The following is a 17,084-nucleotide window of genomic DNA, read 5'->3' on the forward strand; positions in this document are numbered from 1 at the left end:
GGACAGTCGTCCCACCCTAGCGGGCGGCGGGCGAAACGGCATTCACCTTGGCAACGGAGTCGTGCCGTTACCGGGCGCTCCGGAAAAGGTGCAGCCCGCTGTAATCTTCAGGTACATCAATCTCCGGGGGACTTCCATGTCATGTGACGGCTGCAGTACGGCTTCAAAGCTCGATTTCGATTTCAGCATGGCTTTCCAGCCGATTTACGACGCCGTCGAACAGCGTGTGTGGGGCTACGAGGCACTGGTCCGCGGAATGGGCGGCGAGGGCGCTTTCGAGGTCCTGTCCAAGGTGTCCCCGGACCAGATGTACCGGTTCGACCAGGACTGCCGGATCAAGGCGATCGAACTGGCAGCCCGGTTGTTTCCCGCGGAGGAAGGTTTGAAGTTGTCCATCAACTTCCTGCCGAAAGCGGTCTACGAACCGGCGGCCTGCCTGCGCGCCACGCTGAATGCTGCCCGCCGGTTCAGCTTTCCGATGTCCTCGATCATGTTCGAGTTCACCGAAAACGAAGAAGTCCGGGACACCGGCCACCTCACGAACATCATCACTGAATACCGCAGGCACGGGTTCACCACTGCCCTGGATGACTTCGGTGCCGGATACGCGGGGCTGGGGCTGCTGGCTGATTTCCAGCCGGACCTGATCAAGATCGACATGAAGCTGATCCGCGGAATCGACACCAGTCCGGCCCGCAGGGCAGTCGTGGACGGAATCCTCGCGATCGCAGGGGACCTGGACATCACCGTGCTGGCCGAAGGGATCGAGACCGAGCAGGAGTTCGAGGTTCTGAAGGAATCCGGTATCCGGCTCTTCCAGGGCTACTGGTTCGCCAAGCCTGCGTTCGAGGAACTTCCACAGGTCCGGGCCGCGTAACGCCAGCCCGGGAGCCCGGCGAACAGCCGCTTCCTGACACACCGAAACGGCCGGGCCGCCCGGTGACGGGCGGCCCGGCCGTTGATGTTTGCGGGGTCAGTTCTGTTCGTCGTCCTTGTTTCCGTCGACGGCGTCCTTGATCTTGTCCTTGGCCTGGTCAACCTTCTCCGGGTTGTCCTGGGCTGCTTCTTTGGCCTTGTCCGCCATTCCTCCGAGATCTGCCATGGGACTGCACCTTCCTTCGAGGACCCGGGATCCGTCCGCCCGGCCGGTAAGACCCATCGTGCACCCGCCGGGGCAGACCGTACCACCCCTTTGCGGTCACGGATTTACCAGCCGCCGCGCGTGGGCGTGTGTCCCTTCCGCGCGTCGTCGGGCATGGTCATTTCCGCCCGCAGCCCGAGCAGCCGGATGGGACGGCCGTCTTCGATCGCCCCCGCAAGGTCCAGCGCCCTGGCCAGGACCTCATCCCGGTCGAAGGTCTCCGGAATTTTCCGGGCGTGGGTCTTGGTGGTGAACGGGGCGTACCGGACTTTCAGCGTCAGCCCGATAACCGGCCGTCCCTCCGCCGCCACATCCCGAAGAACCTCCGCGGTCAGCTGTTCGACGGCGCCCCGCACCTGCTCCGGATCGGTGAGGTTGGTCTGGAAGGTGGTCTCCCGGCTGTGCCCGCGCGCCACCCACGGAGTGTCGTCCACTTCCCGGCTTCCGTCGCCGCGTCCGAGCGTGGCGTACCAGGGGCCCATCTTGGGTCCGAACTCCGGAACCAGGGCCTGCGGATCGGCTGCGGCAAGCTCGGCCACGGTATGGATGTCCAGCTTCGCCAGCCGCGCAGAGATCTTGTTGCCCACGCCCCAGAGGTCCTTGGTGGGCTTGGCGCCCATGACGTCCAGCCAGTTCTCCTCCGTCAGTCGGAACGTTCCGGCAGGCTTGCCAAAATCGGTGGCGTTCTTGGCCCGGATCAGGGTATCTCCGATGCCGACGCTGCAGTGCAGCCGGGTCTCGGCCAGGACGGCGGCCTGCAGGGTCCGCGCGTAGGCTTCCGGATCCCCGGCGTCGATCCCCACGAACGCTTCGTCCCAGCCAAGGACCTGCACGACGGCGCCTGGCTGGGCCCGCAGTGTGGACATCACGGATTCCGAGGCGGCGAGGTAGGCCTCCGCATCCACGGGGAGGAACACGGCGTCGGGCACTTTCCGCGCGGCGACCCGCAGCGGCATCCCGGACCCGACACCGAAGGCGCGGGCTTCGTAGGACGCCGTGGACACAACGGCACGCTCGGTCGGGTCCCCGCGTCCGCCCACGATCACCGGTTTTCCCGCCAGTTCAGGGCGGCGCAGCACCTCGACCGCTGCGATGAACTGGTCGAGATCCACGTGCAGCACCCAGGGGATTGAGCTCACGGGACCCAGTGTGCCGGAGATTCCTTTAAATGGCACCGGCGGGGAGGGTCGAACGCGCAGGAGGTCCGGGCGCGGATAGGTGCGCGCGTCGGTTAGCGGGCCAGCGCTTCGCCGGCCCAGGCACCGGCGTAGAACCGGCTGGAGTTTGAATCCAGCAGCTCGGCATACATTTCCGGGGCCAGGAACTGCGCCGAACCCGGGGGGATCTGCCGGGTGAAGGCCGAGACGCCGAGGCCGGCTTCATGGTCCTTCACGGTGAGGCCCGCTGCTTCGAGAATGGTGGGGAACATGCTCAGCTGGTCCACCCCGGGCCGCAGCTCTGCGCCGGCGCCGCCGGGAACCCAGATTCGGTTGAAGATGGTGCGGTTCGGGTGGTAGTCCAGCTGTTCATGGAAGGCATCGCCGGCACTCATGTGCTTGAGGTGGTCGCCCATGATGACCACAGCGGTGTCTTCGAGGTAGCCCTGGGCTTCCAGATGGTTCACGAAATCCGCCACCTGGACCATGGAGCAGTGGAACGCGGAGGTGACCACGTTTTCGGTGTCCACGGTGCAGTAGTCATAAATGTGCACGGGTTCGTGCGTGTCCAGGGTGAGGACGGAGAGGTTGAACGGCTTGCCGGTCTGCTCCGCGCCGGCGTGCAGCTCATCCACCTTGTCCTTGGCGTTGGCCATCAGCCGCTCGTCGCTGAGGCCCCAGTCGGGACGGAAGTCCTCCTCGGATTCCCCGGCTTCCCGCCAGTCGGCCAGGCCCAGCACCTGGTCATAGCCGTGGCCGGTGAGGAATGTCTTCTTGGCCGCGAACGTGGAGCTGGCCCCGCCCATGAACACGCTGGTGTAGCCGTTGTCCTGCAGCACGTCGCCCAGGCAGGTGGTGCCGCTCAGATAGGTGTCCACATCGCCGTCGGCCACGTTGCGGGCGTCCTTGCCGGAGCTGCTGCTGCCGCCTCCGCCCAGGCCGCTGCCCTTGAGCGGAATGCCGCATTGCGTGGAAACCAGGCCGGCCATGGTCCAGCCGCCGCCCTTGTACTGCTGGAAGTCTTCAATGCTTTGCCAGCCCTTGTCCGCGCTGGTGGCGTCCTTCAGGGGGACGAAGGCGTCCTTTTCGAACAGTTCGTCGTCCGCGAGGGTCTGTTCGCCGGATTCCAGGTAGATCATCACCAGGTTGCGCTTTTCGGCACCGGCGCTGACGGACGGCGCGGAGTAGTAATCGCCGATGTCGTACTGGGACATCGCAGCCTTGATGTACTGCGGAAGGCTGACGGTGGTGGCGAACGCGGTGGTGCCGCCCACGACGACGGCCGAGACCACGAACGTGGCGAGGACGCGCATCACCCAGTGCGGGCGCGGGGTGCGCAGATGCCCGCCGGAAACGCGGCGGCGGCGCCGCCGGTGCTGGTGCCAGAGCACTGCGGCAACGGTGAGGAGCACGGGTACGACGCCGATCCACAGGATGGCGGTCCAGACAATTGAGCCGCCGCCGCCGTCGGGCTCCACGGACATCAGGTTCAGGAGCATCTGGCCCACGGAAATGCGGCCCCAGTTGAAGTGGATGACGCCGGCAGCGCCGAGCATCACCAGCCCGGCCCAGAGCAGGAGATAGATCAGGACCTGCCCCGCGATGGCGCCGCCGCGGCGGGCAGCGGAAGAAAACCGTCCGGCCACGGAAGCACCTCACAATCCAGGATTTGGGTTTTGCACAAACCTCTTGACAATTACCCGTTCTCGGGTCCATGGCATTTTAGTGCGGTTTCGCTTCTCGTTCAACCAGTGCTCATGCCGTGTTCACCCGTTGTTTGCCGTGCCGGGCCGTGCGGAAGGTCCGCATTCGGCCGGAAAAGCAGTGCCCGGCGGGGAATAGATGAATGCCTTTACTCCTTGGAATCCTCTATGAAAGCAATCGTCTACTCCGAGTCCGGAGCGTCCTCTGTCCTCTCCCTCGCCGAGCGTGAGGTTGCCGATCCCGGTCCCGGGGAAGTGCGGGTCCGCGTCACCGTGTCCGGGGTGAACCCCACGGACTGGAAGGCCCGCATGGGCGGCGTCCCGTTCGATGAGGTGGTGCCCAACCAGGACGGTGCCGGCGTGGTGGATGCAGTCGGTGAAGGTGTCTCCGGCCTGGCCGTGGGGGACCGGGTATGGATCTACCTCGCAGCGCACGGGCGGCCGACCGGCACCGCACAGGAATACACCGTGCTGCCCGCGGACCGCGCCGTCGTGCTCCCCGAAGGCATCGGGTTCGACGTCGCAGCCAGCCTCGGCGTCCCGGCGATGACCGCGCACCGCGCCCTGACGGTCCACGAATTCGGTCCCGGCCGCCTTGCCCCCGGATCCCTGGACGGCCGCACCGTGCTGGTGCAGGGCGGAGCCGGAGCAGTGGGCCACGCAGCGATCCAGCTGGCTGCCTGGGCGGGCGCTACCGTTATCGCCACGGTGAGCAGCGACGCCAAGGCACAGCTCGCCCGCGCGGCCGGCGCGCATCACATTGTGCGTTACCCCGATCCCGCCGAAGCCCGCCGGATCCGCGAGATCGCTCCGGACGGCGTGGACCACATTGTTGAGGTGTCCCCGGCGCAGAACGCGGCGCTGGACGTCGAGGTCATCGCCAACCACGGCAGCATCGCCTATTACGCGAACAACAATGGTGAAGAGTTCACCGCGCCGATTGTTGCGAGCTTCGCGAAGAACGTCCGCTGGCAGGGTGTCCTTGTCTATACCGAGGGCGAAGCGGCGCACCAGGCCGCCGTGAAGGACATTACGGAAGCACTGCGCAACGGCGTCCTCCCGGTTGGCGAAGAAGCAGGCCTGCCGCTGACCTGGTTCCCGCTGGAGGAGACCGCTGCCGCGCACGACGCCGTCGAAAGCGGTGTGACGGGCAAGGTCCTGATCCGGGTATCGGGCGACTCCTAGAGCCGCTTATAAAAGGCGGTGCCGGTGCGTGGGATCCGTCCCGCGCACCGGCACCTCAGTCTTTAGTCAGAGTACTCAGAGACCTTCGCCGGAGGGGGAGACCAGGATCTTCACCGCTGTTTCGTTGCGGTTGATGAGGGTGTCGAAACCCTCGTCCACCAGCCCCTCCAGACCGATTTTCCCGGTGATGAACGGTGAGAGGTCGATCTTGCCGGACTCCACCAGTTCGATGGTGGCAGGGTGGGAATTCACATAGGCGATGGTGCCGCGCATGTCGATTTCCTTCATCACCAGTTTGTGGATGTCGAAATCCGAGCGTTTGCCCCAGATGGATACGACCACCAGCACTCCCGTGGGACGAAGGGCATCCATCAGCGTGTCCAGCACCGCCTGGACACTGCTGCATTCAAATGCGACGTCCGCGCCCTTGCCATCCGTTATCTTCCGTACCTCTTCCGCCACGTCCACCTGGGACGGGTCCAGGGCGTAGTCGGCGACGCCGGCCTCCAGGGCCTTCTCGCGGCGCAGCGGGCTGAGCTCGGAGATGGCAACGGTGACGCCCTGGGCTTTGAGGACAGCAGCGGTCAGCAGGCCAATAGGCCCCGCGCCGCCGACCAGTGCCACGTCTCCTGCTTTCGCACCGGACCGCTCCACGGCGTGATACCCGACTGACAGGGGTTCGATCAGGGCAGCCTGGTCCAGGGGAACCGAGTTGTCGATGGGATGCACCCAACGCCGCTGCACCACCACCTTCTCACCCAGCCCACCCCCGCGGCCGGCGAGGCCAATAAAGTTCATGTCGGGAGAGAGGTGGTAGTCCCGGCTATCCGGACCGGTGTCGACGTCGTCCCGGATGATGTAGGGCTCAACGACCACGTGCTGGCCGACTTCGAGGTCCTCAACACCCTCGCCTACGGCGTACACCACGCCGGAGAACTCATGGCCCAGCGTGACCGGCAATCCCTCACCGGAGATGGGGTGGGTCTGTCCGTGGCCCGGCGCGAAGATGGGCCCCTCGAGATACTCGTGGAGGTCGGTACCGCAGATGCCGCACCAGGCGACGTTGATCCCCACGGTTCCCGGCAGAACCTCCGGCTCCGGCAGCTCGTCCACGCGGATATCACCGCGGTCGTAGTAGCGGGCGGCTTTCATGACTACTCCATTCTTCCGGACGTTCTTCTGGACTTCTGGGAAAAGCACAGTGCGCTGCGCTCCTCACTTCCCACCGTAGGCCTCTGGACCGCTGCGCGCACAGCGGGGGGCGGGGAGGTGGTGGCGGGTGCTGGCGGTTGCAGGGATGGTTTGCCTGTGCGCCTTCGGCCTGTATCAGTGGATCCGGGTACGCCGTGAAGAGGCTGCCCGAAGGAACCACGCGGCTGAACCGCGCCCGGGCGGTTCCTTTGCCGTGCGCCGTCCGGGTGGCAGGGTTGAGGCATGACCTCCACCGCGCCCGGCTCCGCTAACACCCGCCCTGTCCCGACACCCGCCGGGGCGCGGACGCTGCAGCCCGGTGCGGCCATCGCCTTCATCGTGCTCGGCGCAGGCCTGTGGTGGGGTTGGTTTGCCTGGGATACCGTCCGGGACGGTTCCGGAAGTGAGAGCTCCGGCCCGTACGAGTCGTGGCAGGTTGCCGGCTGCGCAGTGACCTGGATGGTGCTGGCCTGGATGGGCGTGAAGGTTCTCCGTCCGCTGCTGCTGATTCCTGCGCTCCCCGTTGGGTTCACAGCTGCCTGGATGCTGACCGCTGCCCTCGGCGATGACTCCGGACTGTGGGCCGTGGGCGCCATCCTGGTGGCCGGCGGAACCCTCGCCGGGAATGCCCTCCTGGTGTGGGTGCTGCGATTCGTGAACCGGCACCGCGAAATGCGCGCACGAAGCGCAGCTCCCTAGCCTGCCCCGCACACAGGGGTTACCGTATCCCCATGTCCAGCAGTACAGCCCAGAACCAGCGGCTGCGGGATCTGGTGGTGCTCCGCCGCGTCCGGGACCGGATCGACCGGGAGTACGCCCAGCCCCTCAACGTTGATGCGCTCGCCCGCGACGCGCACATGTCTTCCGGGCACCTGAGCAGGGAGTTCAAACGGGCCTTCGGCGAGGCGCCGTATTCGTATCTCATGACCCGGCGCATCGAACGGGCCATGGCCCTGCTCCGCCGCGGCGACCTGTCCGTGACCGAGGTGTGCTTCGCCGTCGGCTGTTCCTCACTGGGCACTTTCAGCACCCGCTTTACGGAACTGGTGGGCATCCCGCCGAGCACCTACCGGCGCGAGCACGCGGATGCGACCAAAGGCATGCCGTCCTGCGTCGCGAAGAACGTTTCCAAACCGGTCAGGAATCAAGAAGCGCAGCCCGCCGGCCGCTAACTATCGTTGCCGGCATGAACCTGAACATATCCAACAGTTTCCTGCCCCAGACCGACCCCGACGAGTCCCTCGCGTTCTATCGTGACGCCCTGGGCTTCGAGGTGCGGAACGACGTCGGCTACGAGGGAATGCGGTGGATCACCGTGGGCCCGGCGGGCCAGCCGGAGGTCTCGGTGGTGCTGTATCCGCCGTCCGCTGATCCCTCCATCACCGAGGAAGAGACGCGGATGATTGCCGAGATGATGGCCAAGGGGACGTTCGCCACCCTGGTGCTCTCCTCCACAGATGTGGATGCGGCGTTCGACGCCGTCCAGTCGGCCGGCGCGGAAGTCATCCAGGAACCGACCGACCAGCCCTACGGCATCCGCGACTGCGCTTTCCGCGACCCGGCCGGCAACCAGATCCGCATCAACGGCGTGTAGCTACCAGGGCAGCACGCCGGTCTCGTCGGTGAAGGTTCCGGTGGGTCCCTCCGGGCCAAGCGCTGCCAGCCGCGCCACCACGGCCGCGCTGTCCTCCACCGGACGTCCGCCCTCCATGTCCGCAGTCATGTCCGTGGCGGTAAAGCCGGGCTCCACCGCGTTGAACTTCACGTCCGGGTGCGCCTTGGCGTACTGGACCGTGAGCATGGTTGCGGCTGCCTTGGAGGCTGCGTACAGGGGAGCGGCGCTGATGGTGGACTCCGGACGTTCCGGGTTGGTCACCGCCCAGAAGGACCCCATGCTGGAAGTGACGTTCACGACCACTGGGTTCGGGGACCGGCGCAGCCAGGGGAACGCAGCCTCAGTGACGCGGACAATAGCGACGGCGTTGGTATCGAAGGAGCGCAGCGCCGAGGGTCCGTCCGGGACACCGGTGGCCATCACTCCGGCGTTGTTCACCAGCACGTCCAGAGCTCCCTCGGCCCGGCCGATGGTGTCCAGTGCTTCGCTTACGGAAGCATCGTCGGTGACATCAAGGGGCACAAACCGGGCACCGAGCTCTGCCGCGGCTTTTCCCCCGCGTTCGGCATCCCGGGCGCCGATCCAGACGGTCTGGCCAAGCCTGATGAGCTGCCGGGCGGTTTCGTAGCCGATGCCGCGGTTGGCGCCGGTGATCAATGTGACGGTCATGGGACTCCTTGGGTTGAAAGCTGCCGGCCCGGTCCGGGCCTGCTACCAAGCTAGGAGCGGCACTTGGCAGCAACCAGTGTCCCCTTTATCCAGGGGTGTGACAGGGCCCTCTTCCGCCGGTCCGCGGCGTCGTACTGTAATCCCATGACTGAGACGACCAACGCACTCGGAGCCTATCTCCGGGCCCGGCGTGCCCTTGTGACTCCCCAGCAGGCGGGAATTCCCGACGGCGGAGTGCGGCGCGTGCCCGGGCTGCGGCGGGAGGAGGTGGCGATGCTGGCTGGAATCAGCGCCGACTACTACCTGAGGCTTGAGCGCGGACGGGACCGGAATCCGTCCCTGCAGGTGGTCGAGTCACTCGCCCGGGTGCTGCGCCTGGACCAGGACCACCTGGCCCATCTGGTGGCCCTGGTCTGTGAGGCCCCCAGTCCCCGCAGACGGAAGGCCCGTGCCGAGGTCCCTCCGCCCGGCGCGCTGAACCTGTTGAATTCCATGACGCAGCCGGCGTTCCTCGAGGGGCGCTACTTCGACGTCCTGGCTGCGAATCCGCTGGCCAGCGCGCTGTCACCGAGGCTGTCCGCCGGCCGTAACCACCTCCGGGACCTGTTCCTGGATCCGACGGAACAGGACCTGTACCCGGACTGGGAGGAGGTCACTGAATGCCTGGTGGCAAGCCTGCGGCAGGCCGTGGGCAAGGACATTGACGATCCGCGGTTCATCGAGTTGACCGGCGAGCTTTCGCTGGCAAGCCCGAGGTTCGTGAAGCTCTGGGCCAAACACGACGTAAAGGGCAGGACGGGCGGTTCCCTCCGCCTGAACCACCCGCAGGTTGGAGAGCTGACTCTGAACCGGGAACGGCTGGAGGTGGGCGGGGCGGACGGAATCACGCTGGTGGTCTTCCACCCGGAACAGGGGACGGACGACTCCGGGAAGCTGGCGCTGCTGGCATCGGCCCACCTCCCAGCCGCCGGGGAGTCGCAGTGGGCGGACTCCAGGGTCTCCCGGCGCCCTGAGTCCTACCTCGCAGGGTCGCAGGAGCCCACGGTCTGATCCGGGGCCCGGGAACGGGGGATGGGCTGCTCCCAGCCCCTGTTAGCGGTGATGCAGGTGGGGTCCCATTCGGGAACAGGCGTTACGGCGGCTGGGAATCCGTGCGCCGGTTCCTGAGCGCAGTCCGCGTAGGCTGGAGGGGTGCGTAAAGAAACCCTGTGGGAAGCAAAGAAGCGGCAGAACCCGGACCACTCAGCCTGGTACATCCAGCGCTTCGAGCAGATGCGGGAAGACGGAGCTGACCTGGCCGGCGAAGCGCGGCTGGTGGACGCAATGCTTCCTCGTGGCTCACGGATCCTCGATGCAGGCTGCGGTCCGGGACGTGTGGGTGGCGAGCTTGCCCGCCGCGGGCACAGCGTCGTCGGCGTTGATGTTGACCCGGAACTGATTGCGGCCGCGCAGAAGGACTTCCCGGACCTTCCCTGGTTCACCATGGACCTGACCGAACTGGACCTGCCCGCCGAGGGTATTGCCGAGCCGTTCGACCTGATTGTCAGCGCCGGCAACGTGATGGCGTTCCTGGCTCCCGGAACCGCGCCGGATGCCCTGGAAAGGATGAAGCAGCATCTGGCGCCGGGCGGGCGAATCGTCGTCGGCTTCGGCGCAGGCCGCGGTTACGACTTCGGGACCTTCTTTGAGGATGCCTCCTCCGTGGGGCTGACTGTCGAGCAGAAGTTCTCCACCTGGGACCTGCGTCCGTTTGACGTCGAGTCGGACTTCCTGGTTGCCGTTCTGGGCCGCCGCTAACCTCGGCGTCCTAGCCTGCCGCTAGCCTCGGCGTCCGCCGGCGCCGAAGTTCGATGTGGGGTGGAAGTCACGCGGGCGGCGCATCCTTCGGGGAGATAACGCTCTTTTGGGGCCCGCTGCCACATCCTGCGTTCGGATGGCGCTGCTTTGGGCGCGTCGAAGGGACGTTATCTCCCCGAAGGATTTAGCAGGGTGCTTTTGAGCGACCCGAAGTCTCGAGAGATGCGGCAGGGTATCTCTCAGCGACCCGAACTCCCCGATGCATGCGCCGCACGGGGTGCAGTGCCCGCCGTGCCTGCCCAGCCCCGGCGTCTCCGCCTGCCGCGCCTGCGAGGCCCCCGCGTCTGCCGAGCCTGCTCCGCCCCGCCGCGCCTGCGACCCCCTGCGACGCCCAACCCCAACGCCCCCGCGCCCCACTCGCGCCGCCCCACCCAGCTACCCTCCCCGCGGCACCCACCGACGGACCCAATGTCCCCACCGGTCACACGAGTTTGGACGCGAACCATTGTCCACAGCCACACCCCTCTCTACAGTCATAGGATGTCCAACGTTGGATTACATGCCATGGAGTGATCCGGGGCGGATCCGGTGGCGGACTGGTCCTGCCGCCGCCCGGCAGCGGGCCGGCCGCCGGCGGGTCCACTGCCGGCTCTTGAAAGGACCGAGATGTCCCGATCACCCCTGCTTCGAAGGCCCGGCCGCCTAGCCGCTGCTGCGCTCGCCGCCGGCGTCGCGCTGTGCAGCCTTCTGGTTGCCGGTCCGGCAGCCGCCGCGCCTACCGATCCACCCGGAACCTTTAGCGAGCAGAACCTCGGTGCCACAGTGGTGAGCCCGTTCGCCGCCTACCGCATTCCGGCCCTGAGCTACCTCGGCAACGGCGTCGTTGTTGCCGCCTGGGACGGCCGGCCCAACAACGCCGCTGATTCGCCTAACCCAAACTCGATCGTCATGCGCCGCAGCACCGACGGCGGAGCCACATGGGACGCACAGCGCACCATCCTGGCCGGGAACCTGGACACGGCCAACAACGGAGCAGGCAAGTTCGGCTACAGCGATCCCAGCTTCGTGTACGACGCCGAGACCGGGAAGCTGTTCCTGTTCTCCGTCTATTCCAAGAACGCGGGGTATGCCAGCAGCACCTTCGGCAACGATGACGCGAACCGGAACATCATCAGCGCGCAAGTCTCCGAATCCAGCGACGGCGGACTCTCCTGGGGTGCGCCACGGCTGATCACCAGCATCGTCAAACCCGGAAGCAGCACCACGAACCCGCAGCCCGGAGACGTTCGCAGCATGTTCGCCAGCTCTGGAGAGGGCATCCAGCTGCGCTACGGGCCCCACGCCGGACGGCTCATCCAGCAATTCGCCGGGGACGTGCGGCAGGCGGACGGAACCAACGCCATCCAGGCCTACAGCGTGTACTCCGATGATCACGGAGCCACCTGGATCAAGGGCGCCAACGTGGGCACCCGGATGGACGAGAACAAGACAGTGGAACTCTCCGACGGCCGGGTGATGCTCAACTCCCGCTCCAACAACGCCGCGGACAACGCCCGCAAGGTGGCGATATCCACCGACGGCGGCGCCTCGTACGGGCCCGTCACCCTGGACACGGCGCTGACTGATCCTGCCAACAACGCGGCGATCGCCCGGCTCTTCCCGGACGCTCCTGCCGGCAGCGCCGACGCGAAGAAGCTGATCTTCACCAACGCCAATAATCCGGACAGCAGGCAAAACGTTTCCGCCCGGGTTTCCTGTGACGACGGCGCCACCTGGGGAGTGCCGCGGACCATCCGATCCGGTTTCTCCGCATATTCGACAGTCACCCGGCTGGAAAGCGGGCAGATCGGCGTGCTGTACGAATCCAGCTACAGCAACGGCATCATGTTCGCGAAGTTCAGCGACAGCTGGCTGAACAGCTGCACGCCGCCCCCGGCGCCCAGCACCACCACCGTTGCCGGTGTGAGCATTTCCGGTACCCGCACGGACACCTCGCGCGACCTTGCCGCCAATCCCTACACCGCGGGCCAGAGCGTCAGCTACAGTTTCACTGTCAGGAACAACAATGCAGGGACGGTTACCGTGACGCCGACGGCGGGTAACTTCGCACCGCTTACCGCCCCGGGAACGGGCAACTGCCGTTACCTCTCCCTGGCCCCGGGCGCTTCCTACGTGTGCACTGCTCCGGCGCACACGGTTACCGCCGAGGAAGTGGCGCAGGGGTACTTCGTTCCGGACACCACGTGGGCGATCTCCGGAGCGGCTTCGGGCACCGATAAGGTGTTGGGCTATCCGGTAGCCCTGAAGAGCGGCATCCAGGCTCCTGCGGGCTCCCTCGCCGGAGTCAGCATCACCGGCAGCCGGGACGACGCCGCGCGCAACGTCGTTTCGGACCCCTACTCCGCGGGCGAGACGGTCTCGTACCGGTTCGACGTTAGTAACACCGGGCCGGCCACCGCAGCGGTGGTCCCCACTTCCGGCAACTTCAGTCCGTTTGTTCCTCCGGGAACGGGTAACTGCCGCTACTCGGCGCTCCCGGCAGGGGCCGGTTACAACTGCACCACGCCGCGTTACACGGTCACTGCCGTCGACGTCGCCAGGGGATACTTCGTCCCGGACACAGCCTGGAACGTCTCCGGTGCGTCCAGCGCCGCGGGCCGGGTGCTGGGCGAAGCCGTGCGCCTGAAGTAAGGCACGGAAAAACCATGGGCCGCCGGTTCCGCAGCTGCGGAACCGGCGGCCCATGGCCTTCCGAAGAGCACGTCCCGGCCCCCCTTGCCGAACGGAATCCCCCTCATCGAGAGGTCAATTAGGGCTCCTTTGGCGCCTCATACGAGCCGTAACTGGCCTCGCGACGGGAGGCGGGAGCGGGAGCCGGAGGAACCGGGGGCACGACTGCGCCGTGCCCGGGATCCGTCTTCGCGGAAGGAACGTCGTCCTCCTTCAGCTGCCGGACCTCGGACTTGAAGATCCGCAGGGACTGGCCGACGCTGCGCGCCAGGCCGGGAAGCTTGGGAGCGCCGAAGAGAAGAATCGCAATGACGATGATGATGACAATGTGCCAGCCTTCAAGCCTCATGAGCAGGTGCCTTTCGTAGCGGTGGTCAGCAGAGTATCGGTGGTTGTGCCGTGCAGCGCCCGGGCCAGGGCGCGGTTCCGGTCCAGCAGGCACCGGGCGCCCACAAAAGATTCCGGGCAGTTCAGTTCGAAGCCGTGATAGGCCCCGGGATAGACATGCAGTTCCGTGGGAACGCCGGCCTGCATCAGCTTCGCCGCGAACGCGATGTCCTCGTCACGGAACAGATCCAGCTCCGCGGTCTGGAGCAGCACCGGGGGCAGCCCCGCAACATCTTCGGCCAGCGCGGGTGCCGCGTAAGGCGGCACCGGAGCAGCACCGGCCAGGTAGCAGCTCCACGCGAACTCACTGTGGGCGCGGTTCCAGGTGGGAATGCTGCTAAATTCCCGGGCGGACGCGGAGCTGTGCGTGGGATCCAGCATGGGGTACATCAGGTAGAGGAACGCCAGGGGCAGCCGGTCCTGGTCCCGGTTGAGCAGCGCCAGACCGGCGGCCAGTCCGCCGCCCGCGCTGGAACCGCCGACGGCGATGCGCCCGGGGTCAACGTTCAGCTCCCCGGCGGCGGTGAACAGCCAGCGCAGTCCGGCGAGCACGTCCTGCAGCGGCGCCGGATACGGATGCTCCGGGGCAAGCCGGTAATCCGCCGCCACGACCACAGCCCCGACGCGCACGCTCAGCTCCGCGCAGTAGGCCGTATCCAGCTCGGCGCTGCCGGCGATCATCCCGCCGCCGTGGATCCAGTAAACGGCAGGGTGCGGGCCGGGACCGGAGGGCGTAAAGACGCGGAGCGGCACGCCGTTGGCTGCATAGTCCCGGATGCGCACTCCCGGATCAACGACGGCGGCGGCCGGCGCCTCTGCCTGCTCCCGGAAGCCTGCCAGTTCGGCCAGGGACACCGGGGGTGGATGTTCCTCGGAAAACGCGAGCCCGGCCAGCAGCTCCGGATCCACCCGCTCCCGGAAGGACCCTACGGCCCGGAAGGACGTCACGGTGCCAGCGCGTCCGCGAACCAGCCGGTGATGGTCGCCGGATGCGTAATGGCAGTGCCCACCACGACGGCGAACGCTCCGGCGTCCAGCGCGGCCCGGCCTTGTGCCGGGGTGTGGATGCGGCCCTCGGCGATCAGCGGCAGGCCGAGGTCAAGGGCAGCAATCTCCGCCAGGAGTTCAAGATCCGGACCGTCGGTCTTCGGCCGCTCGCCCGTGTAGCCGGCGAGTGTGGTGCCGATAATGTCCGCACCCGCCTCGGCGGCAGCAACGGCGTCGGCGGCTGATCCGCAGTCCGCCATGACCAGCGCGTTGGAGCCTTCGTGGACGCCGGCGATGGTCTGGGCCAGGGACAGTCCATCCGGACGTTCACGGCGGGTACCGTCCAGAGCCACGATGTGGGCCCCGGCTCCGGCGCAGGCAAGGGCGTGGTGCAGCGTAGGGGTGATGAAGACGCCGTCGTGCCCGTCCTTCCAGAGGCCAATGACGGGAACCTCGACGGCGGAACGCACCCGGGCGATGTCGCTGAGTCCCTGCACCCGGACGGCAGCGGCACCGCCAATCACGGCGGACTGGGCCACCTGTGCGGTGGTCTGCGGATCCCGCATCGGCTCGCCGGGGTAGGCCTGGCAGGAAACGATCAGGGAGTAACGGAGGGTTTGGAGATTAAGCATGGGAGCCTTCGGTAGCGGGAATGAGCGTCAGGGCCCGGCGGGCGGCGCCGCGGATGGCGGCCGTCTCGCCCAGCTGGGCGGGCACGATCAGCAGGTCCGCGAGCGGGGGCAGCAGCTCGGCGCGGGCCTGGGTTTCCATCGTGTTCCACCAGAGCGGACCGGCGAAGGCCAGGCCGCCGCCCACCACCACAATGTGCGGATCAAGGACGTTGGCCAGCCCGCCGATCGCCGAGCCGGCCGCTGCGGCACCGCGGTGCAGTGCCTTCGCGGCTACGGGGTCGCCGTCGGCTGCCAGCGCATAGACGCCGCGGGTATCCGCCGCCGTGCTGCCGCCCAGCCGGGTGTAGAGCGCGAAGATGCCCGGCCCGGAGGCGACGGCCTCCACATGCCCTGCGCCGCCGCAGCTGCAGGGCACCGGCTGCCCGGACTCGACGGCGAACGGCGAGGCGAGGTGCCCGGTGTGTCCGGCGGCGAAGGATGCGCCTTCCAGCGGCTGTCCGTTCAGCACGTAGCTGCCGCCAACGCCGGTGCCCATGCCCAGGAAGAGGACACTCGGAACACCGGCACCGGCGCCGAGCCAGCTTTCGCCCAGGGCATGCGCGTGGACGTCGTTCAGTGCCGTGCAGCGCAGCCCGGTGCGGGCCGAGAGTTCTGCGGTCAGCGCGGTTCCGGCCCAGCCGCGGATCGAGTCCGTGGCTGACAGTACGACGCCGCGGGCGGAGTCGATCACGCCGGCCGAGCCGATGCCCAGGGCGTCCACCTGCAGGCCCCGGCTTTCGGCCTCGGCCAGCAGGGATGCGGCCAGCTTGGCGGCGGCCCGCAGGACGCTGTCCGCGCCGGCCTGCGCCGGAGTCGGGACCGCGGCGGAGAACACCACGTTCCCGCCGGCGTCGACAATCCCGCCCGCCGTCTTGGTGCCGCCCAGGTCGATGCCGAGAACATGCCGCATGGGAATCAGAGCAGTCCGCTGCGTTCGAGGATGCCGCGGATGGCGGCGGTCTCGGCGTCGTTCAGGGCGGTCATCGGTGCGGACATCACGTTGGTGTCGATGACGCCGAGCAGCATCAGCGCGGTCTTGAACGCGCCCAGGCCTGCCGCGCCGGGGGAGACCCGGCCGGGGGTGGGTGTGTAGACGATGTCGAAGAGGCCGGCGAGCCGGTCCTGGACGCGGGCGGCTTCGGCGAAGTCGCCGGCCTTTGCCGCGGAGTACAGTGCGGCGTAGCCGGCCGGATCCACGTTGCCCAGGCCCGGCACCACACCGGCGGCGCCGCCCAGCAGCGCGCCGTCCACCACAACCTCATGCCCGGTAAACACGGCGAAGTCCGGCAGGCCGCGGGTGGCCAGCAGCAGCTGGCGGAAGGACACGTCGTCGCCGGAGGAGTCCTTCACGCCGGCCAGCACCCCGTCCTGGGCCAGCTGGACCAGCAGCGGCAGCGGAAGCTTGAAGTGGGTGCGGACGGGCACGTCGTACGCGAACAGCGGAACGTCCAGCGCGGCGTGCAGGGACCGGAAGTGGGTGTCCGTCTCGGCGATGTCCGAGATGGCGTAGAACTGCGACGTCGCCACGATGGCATCCGCGCCGAGGCCCACCAGGCGGCGGGCCTCCTCGACGGTGCGTGCAGTGGTCTGTTCGCAGGCGCCGGCGATGATGGGCACCTCGCCGGCGTTGACGCCGGCGACCGTGCGGATCACCGTGTCCCGCTCGGCGTTGGTCAGGTAGGGGACCTCACCGGAGGACCCGAGGATGAAAAGCCCGGTGACACCGCCGTCGAGCAGGTATTTGGTGAGCTTCTCCAGCGACGCCGTGTCAACGGCACCGTCCGCCGTGCGGGGCGTGACGACGGGCGGGATGACGCCGTGGAAGCTGGGCTTTGATGCGTGTGACAAGTG

18 protein-coding genes are annotated in these 17,084 nt (G+C 67.4%); 8 read left to right on the top strand and 10 right to left on the bottom strand.

Annotated features, from left to right (window positions below; genetic code table 11):
* The first annotated feature begins 187 nt into the window (after positions 1-187).
* Positions 188-877: an EAL domain-containing protein gene (locus ACSLGO_RS06780; protein ID WP_436400710.1), complete on the top strand. Its 690-nt coding sequence runs from the start codon at positions 188-190 to the stop codon at positions 875-877.
* 96 nt (positions 878-973) lie between these two features.
* Here the strand turns inward: ACSLGO_RS06780 and ACSLGO_RS06785 are convergent, their stop codons facing one another.
* From ACSLGO_RS06785 to ACSLGO_RS06795, 3 genes are all read right to left on the bottom strand, one after another.
* Positions 974-1,102 (bottom strand): hypothetical protein, encoded by a 129-nt coding sequence (locus tag ACSLGO_RS06785; RefSeq protein ID WP_255300613.1) that lies wholly within the window; start codon positions 1,100-1,102, stop codon positions 974-976.
* A gap of 104 nt (positions 1,103-1,206) precedes the next feature.
* Positions 1,207-2,262 (bottom strand): DNA polymerase IV, encoded by a 1,056-nt coding sequence (locus ACSLGO_RS06790; protein WP_277664949.1) that lies wholly within the window; start codon positions 2,260-2,262, stop codon positions 1,207-1,209.
* Positions 2,263-2,372: 110 nt separating this feature from the next.
* On the bottom strand, positions 2,373-3,944 hold the full coding sequence (locus ACSLGO_RS06795) for an LTA synthase family protein (RefSeq protein ID WP_419243276.1): 1,572 nt from the start codon (positions 3,942-3,944) through the stop codon (positions 2,373-2,375).
* Between the two features lie 225 nt (positions 3,945-4,169).
* Between ACSLGO_RS06795 and ACSLGO_RS06800 the strand changes: the two genes are divergently transcribed.
* Positions 4,170-5,186 carry an NADPH:quinone reductase gene (locus tag ACSLGO_RS06800; RefSeq protein WP_263128097.1) on the top strand — a complete coding sequence of 339 codons (1,017 nt, stop codon included), beginning with the start codon at positions 4,170-4,172 and terminating at the stop codon, positions 5,184-5,186.
* A gap of 75 nt (positions 5,187-5,261) precedes the next feature.
* On the opposite strand, the gene ACSLGO_RS06805 is transcribed toward ACSLGO_RS06800, so the two are convergent.
* Positions 5,262-6,338 (bottom strand): 2,3-butanediol dehydrogenase, encoded by a 1,077-nt coding sequence (locus ACSLGO_RS06805; RefSeq protein ID WP_263128098.1) that lies wholly within the window; start codon positions 6,336-6,338, stop codon positions 5,262-5,264.
* A 282-nt stretch (positions 6,339-6,620) separates the two neighbouring features.
* On the opposite strand from ACSLGO_RS06805, the gene ACSLGO_RS06810 reads away from it, so the two are divergent.
* From ACSLGO_RS06810 to ACSLGO_RS06820, 3 genes are read left to right on the top strand one after another with little or no spacing between them, the layout of a single operon-like run.
* On the top strand, positions 6,621-7,076 hold the full coding sequence (locus tag ACSLGO_RS06810) for a hypothetical protein (protein ID WP_436400711.1): 456 nt from the start codon (positions 6,621-6,623) through the stop codon (positions 7,074-7,076).
* Between the two features lie 32 nt (positions 7,077-7,108).
* On the top strand, positions 7,109-7,549 hold the full coding sequence (locus ACSLGO_RS06815) for a helix-turn-helix transcriptional regulator (RefSeq protein WP_091608449.1): 441 nt from the start codon (positions 7,109-7,111) through the stop codon (positions 7,547-7,549).
* A 14-nt stretch (positions 7,550-7,563) separates the two neighbouring features.
* Positions 7,564-7,971 (top strand): VOC family protein, encoded by a 408-nt coding sequence (locus ACSLGO_RS06820; protein WP_091608446.1) that lies wholly within the window; start codon positions 7,564-7,566, stop codon positions 7,969-7,971.
* On the opposite strand, the gene ACSLGO_RS06825 is transcribed toward ACSLGO_RS06820, so the two are convergent.
* Positions 7,972-8,661: an SDR family NAD(P)-dependent oxidoreductase gene (locus ACSLGO_RS06825; RefSeq protein WP_436400713.1), complete on the bottom strand. Its 690-nt coding sequence runs from the start codon at positions 8,659-8,661 to the stop codon at positions 7,972-7,974. It abuts the gene before it with no gap.
* A gap of 144 nt (positions 8,662-8,805) precedes the next feature.
* Between ACSLGO_RS06825 and ACSLGO_RS06830 the strand changes: the two genes are divergently transcribed.
* The 3 genes from ACSLGO_RS06830 to ACSLGO_RS06840 all read left to right on the top strand — a co-directional run bounded on the left by ACSLGO_RS06830 (position 8,806) and on the right by ACSLGO_RS06840 (position 13,149).
* A complete protein-coding gene (locus ACSLGO_RS06830; RefSeq protein WP_436400714.1) occupies positions 8,806-9,711 on the top strand; it encodes a helix-turn-helix domain-containing protein in 906 nt (301 codons plus the stop codon).
* A 141-nt stretch (positions 9,712-9,852) separates the two neighbouring features.
* Positions 9,853-10,458, top strand: a complete 606-nt coding sequence (locus tag ACSLGO_RS06835) for a class I SAM-dependent methyltransferase (protein WP_091608435.1) — start codon at positions 9,853-9,855, stop codon at positions 10,456-10,458.
* 666 nt (positions 10,459-11,124) lie between these two features.
* Positions 11,125-13,149 (top strand): sialidase family protein, encoded by a 2,025-nt coding sequence (locus ACSLGO_RS06840; protein WP_436400715.1) that lies wholly within the window; start codon positions 11,125-11,127, stop codon positions 13,147-13,149.
* Between the two features lie 118 nt (positions 13,150-13,267).
* Here ACSLGO_RS06840 and tatA read toward each other — a convergent pair whose 3' ends face one another.
* The 5 genes from tatA to ACSLGO_RS06865 are packed head-to-tail and all read right to left on the bottom strand — an operon-like array spanning position 13,268 to position 17,081.
* Positions 13,268-13,537 carry a Sec-independent protein translocase subunit TatA gene (tatA, locus tag ACSLGO_RS06845; protein ID WP_436400716.1) on the bottom strand — a complete coding sequence of 90 codons (270 nt, stop codon included), beginning with the start codon at positions 13,535-13,537 and terminating at the stop codon, positions 13,268-13,270.
* Positions 13,534-14,523: an alpha/beta hydrolase gene (locus ACSLGO_RS06850; RefSeq protein ID WP_436400718.1), complete on the bottom strand. Its 990-nt coding sequence runs from the start codon at positions 14,521-14,523 to the stop codon at positions 13,534-13,536. Before ACSLGO_RS06850 ends, tatA begins: the two co-directional genes overlap by 4 nt.
* Positions 14,520-15,194: an N-acetylmannosamine-6-phosphate 2-epimerase gene (locus tag ACSLGO_RS06855; RefSeq protein WP_436400719.1), complete on the bottom strand. Its 675-nt coding sequence runs from the start codon at positions 15,192-15,194 to the stop codon at positions 14,520-14,522. Before ACSLGO_RS06855 ends, ACSLGO_RS06850 begins: the two co-directional genes overlap by 4 nt.
* Positions 15,187-16,143: an ROK family protein gene (locus ACSLGO_RS06860; protein WP_436400720.1), complete on the bottom strand. Its 957-nt coding sequence runs from the start codon at positions 16,141-16,143 to the stop codon at positions 15,187-15,189. The genes ACSLGO_RS06855 and ACSLGO_RS06860 overlap by 8 nt, the downstream gene beginning before the upstream one ends.
* A gap of 5 nt (positions 16,144-16,148) precedes the next feature.
* On the bottom strand, positions 16,149-17,081 hold the full coding sequence (locus ACSLGO_RS06865) for a dihydrodipicolinate synthase family protein (RefSeq protein ID WP_325786744.1): 933 nt from the start codon (positions 17,079-17,081) through the stop codon (positions 16,149-16,151).
* Positions 17,082-17,084: the final 3 nt, after the last annotated feature.

This window comes from Arthrobacter sp. IK3 (assembly GCF_051337705.1).
In the GTDB taxonomy this organism is placed as follows: Bacteria; Actinomycetota; Actinomycetes; order Actinomycetales; family Micrococcaceae; genus Arthrobacter_B; species Arthrobacter_B koreensis.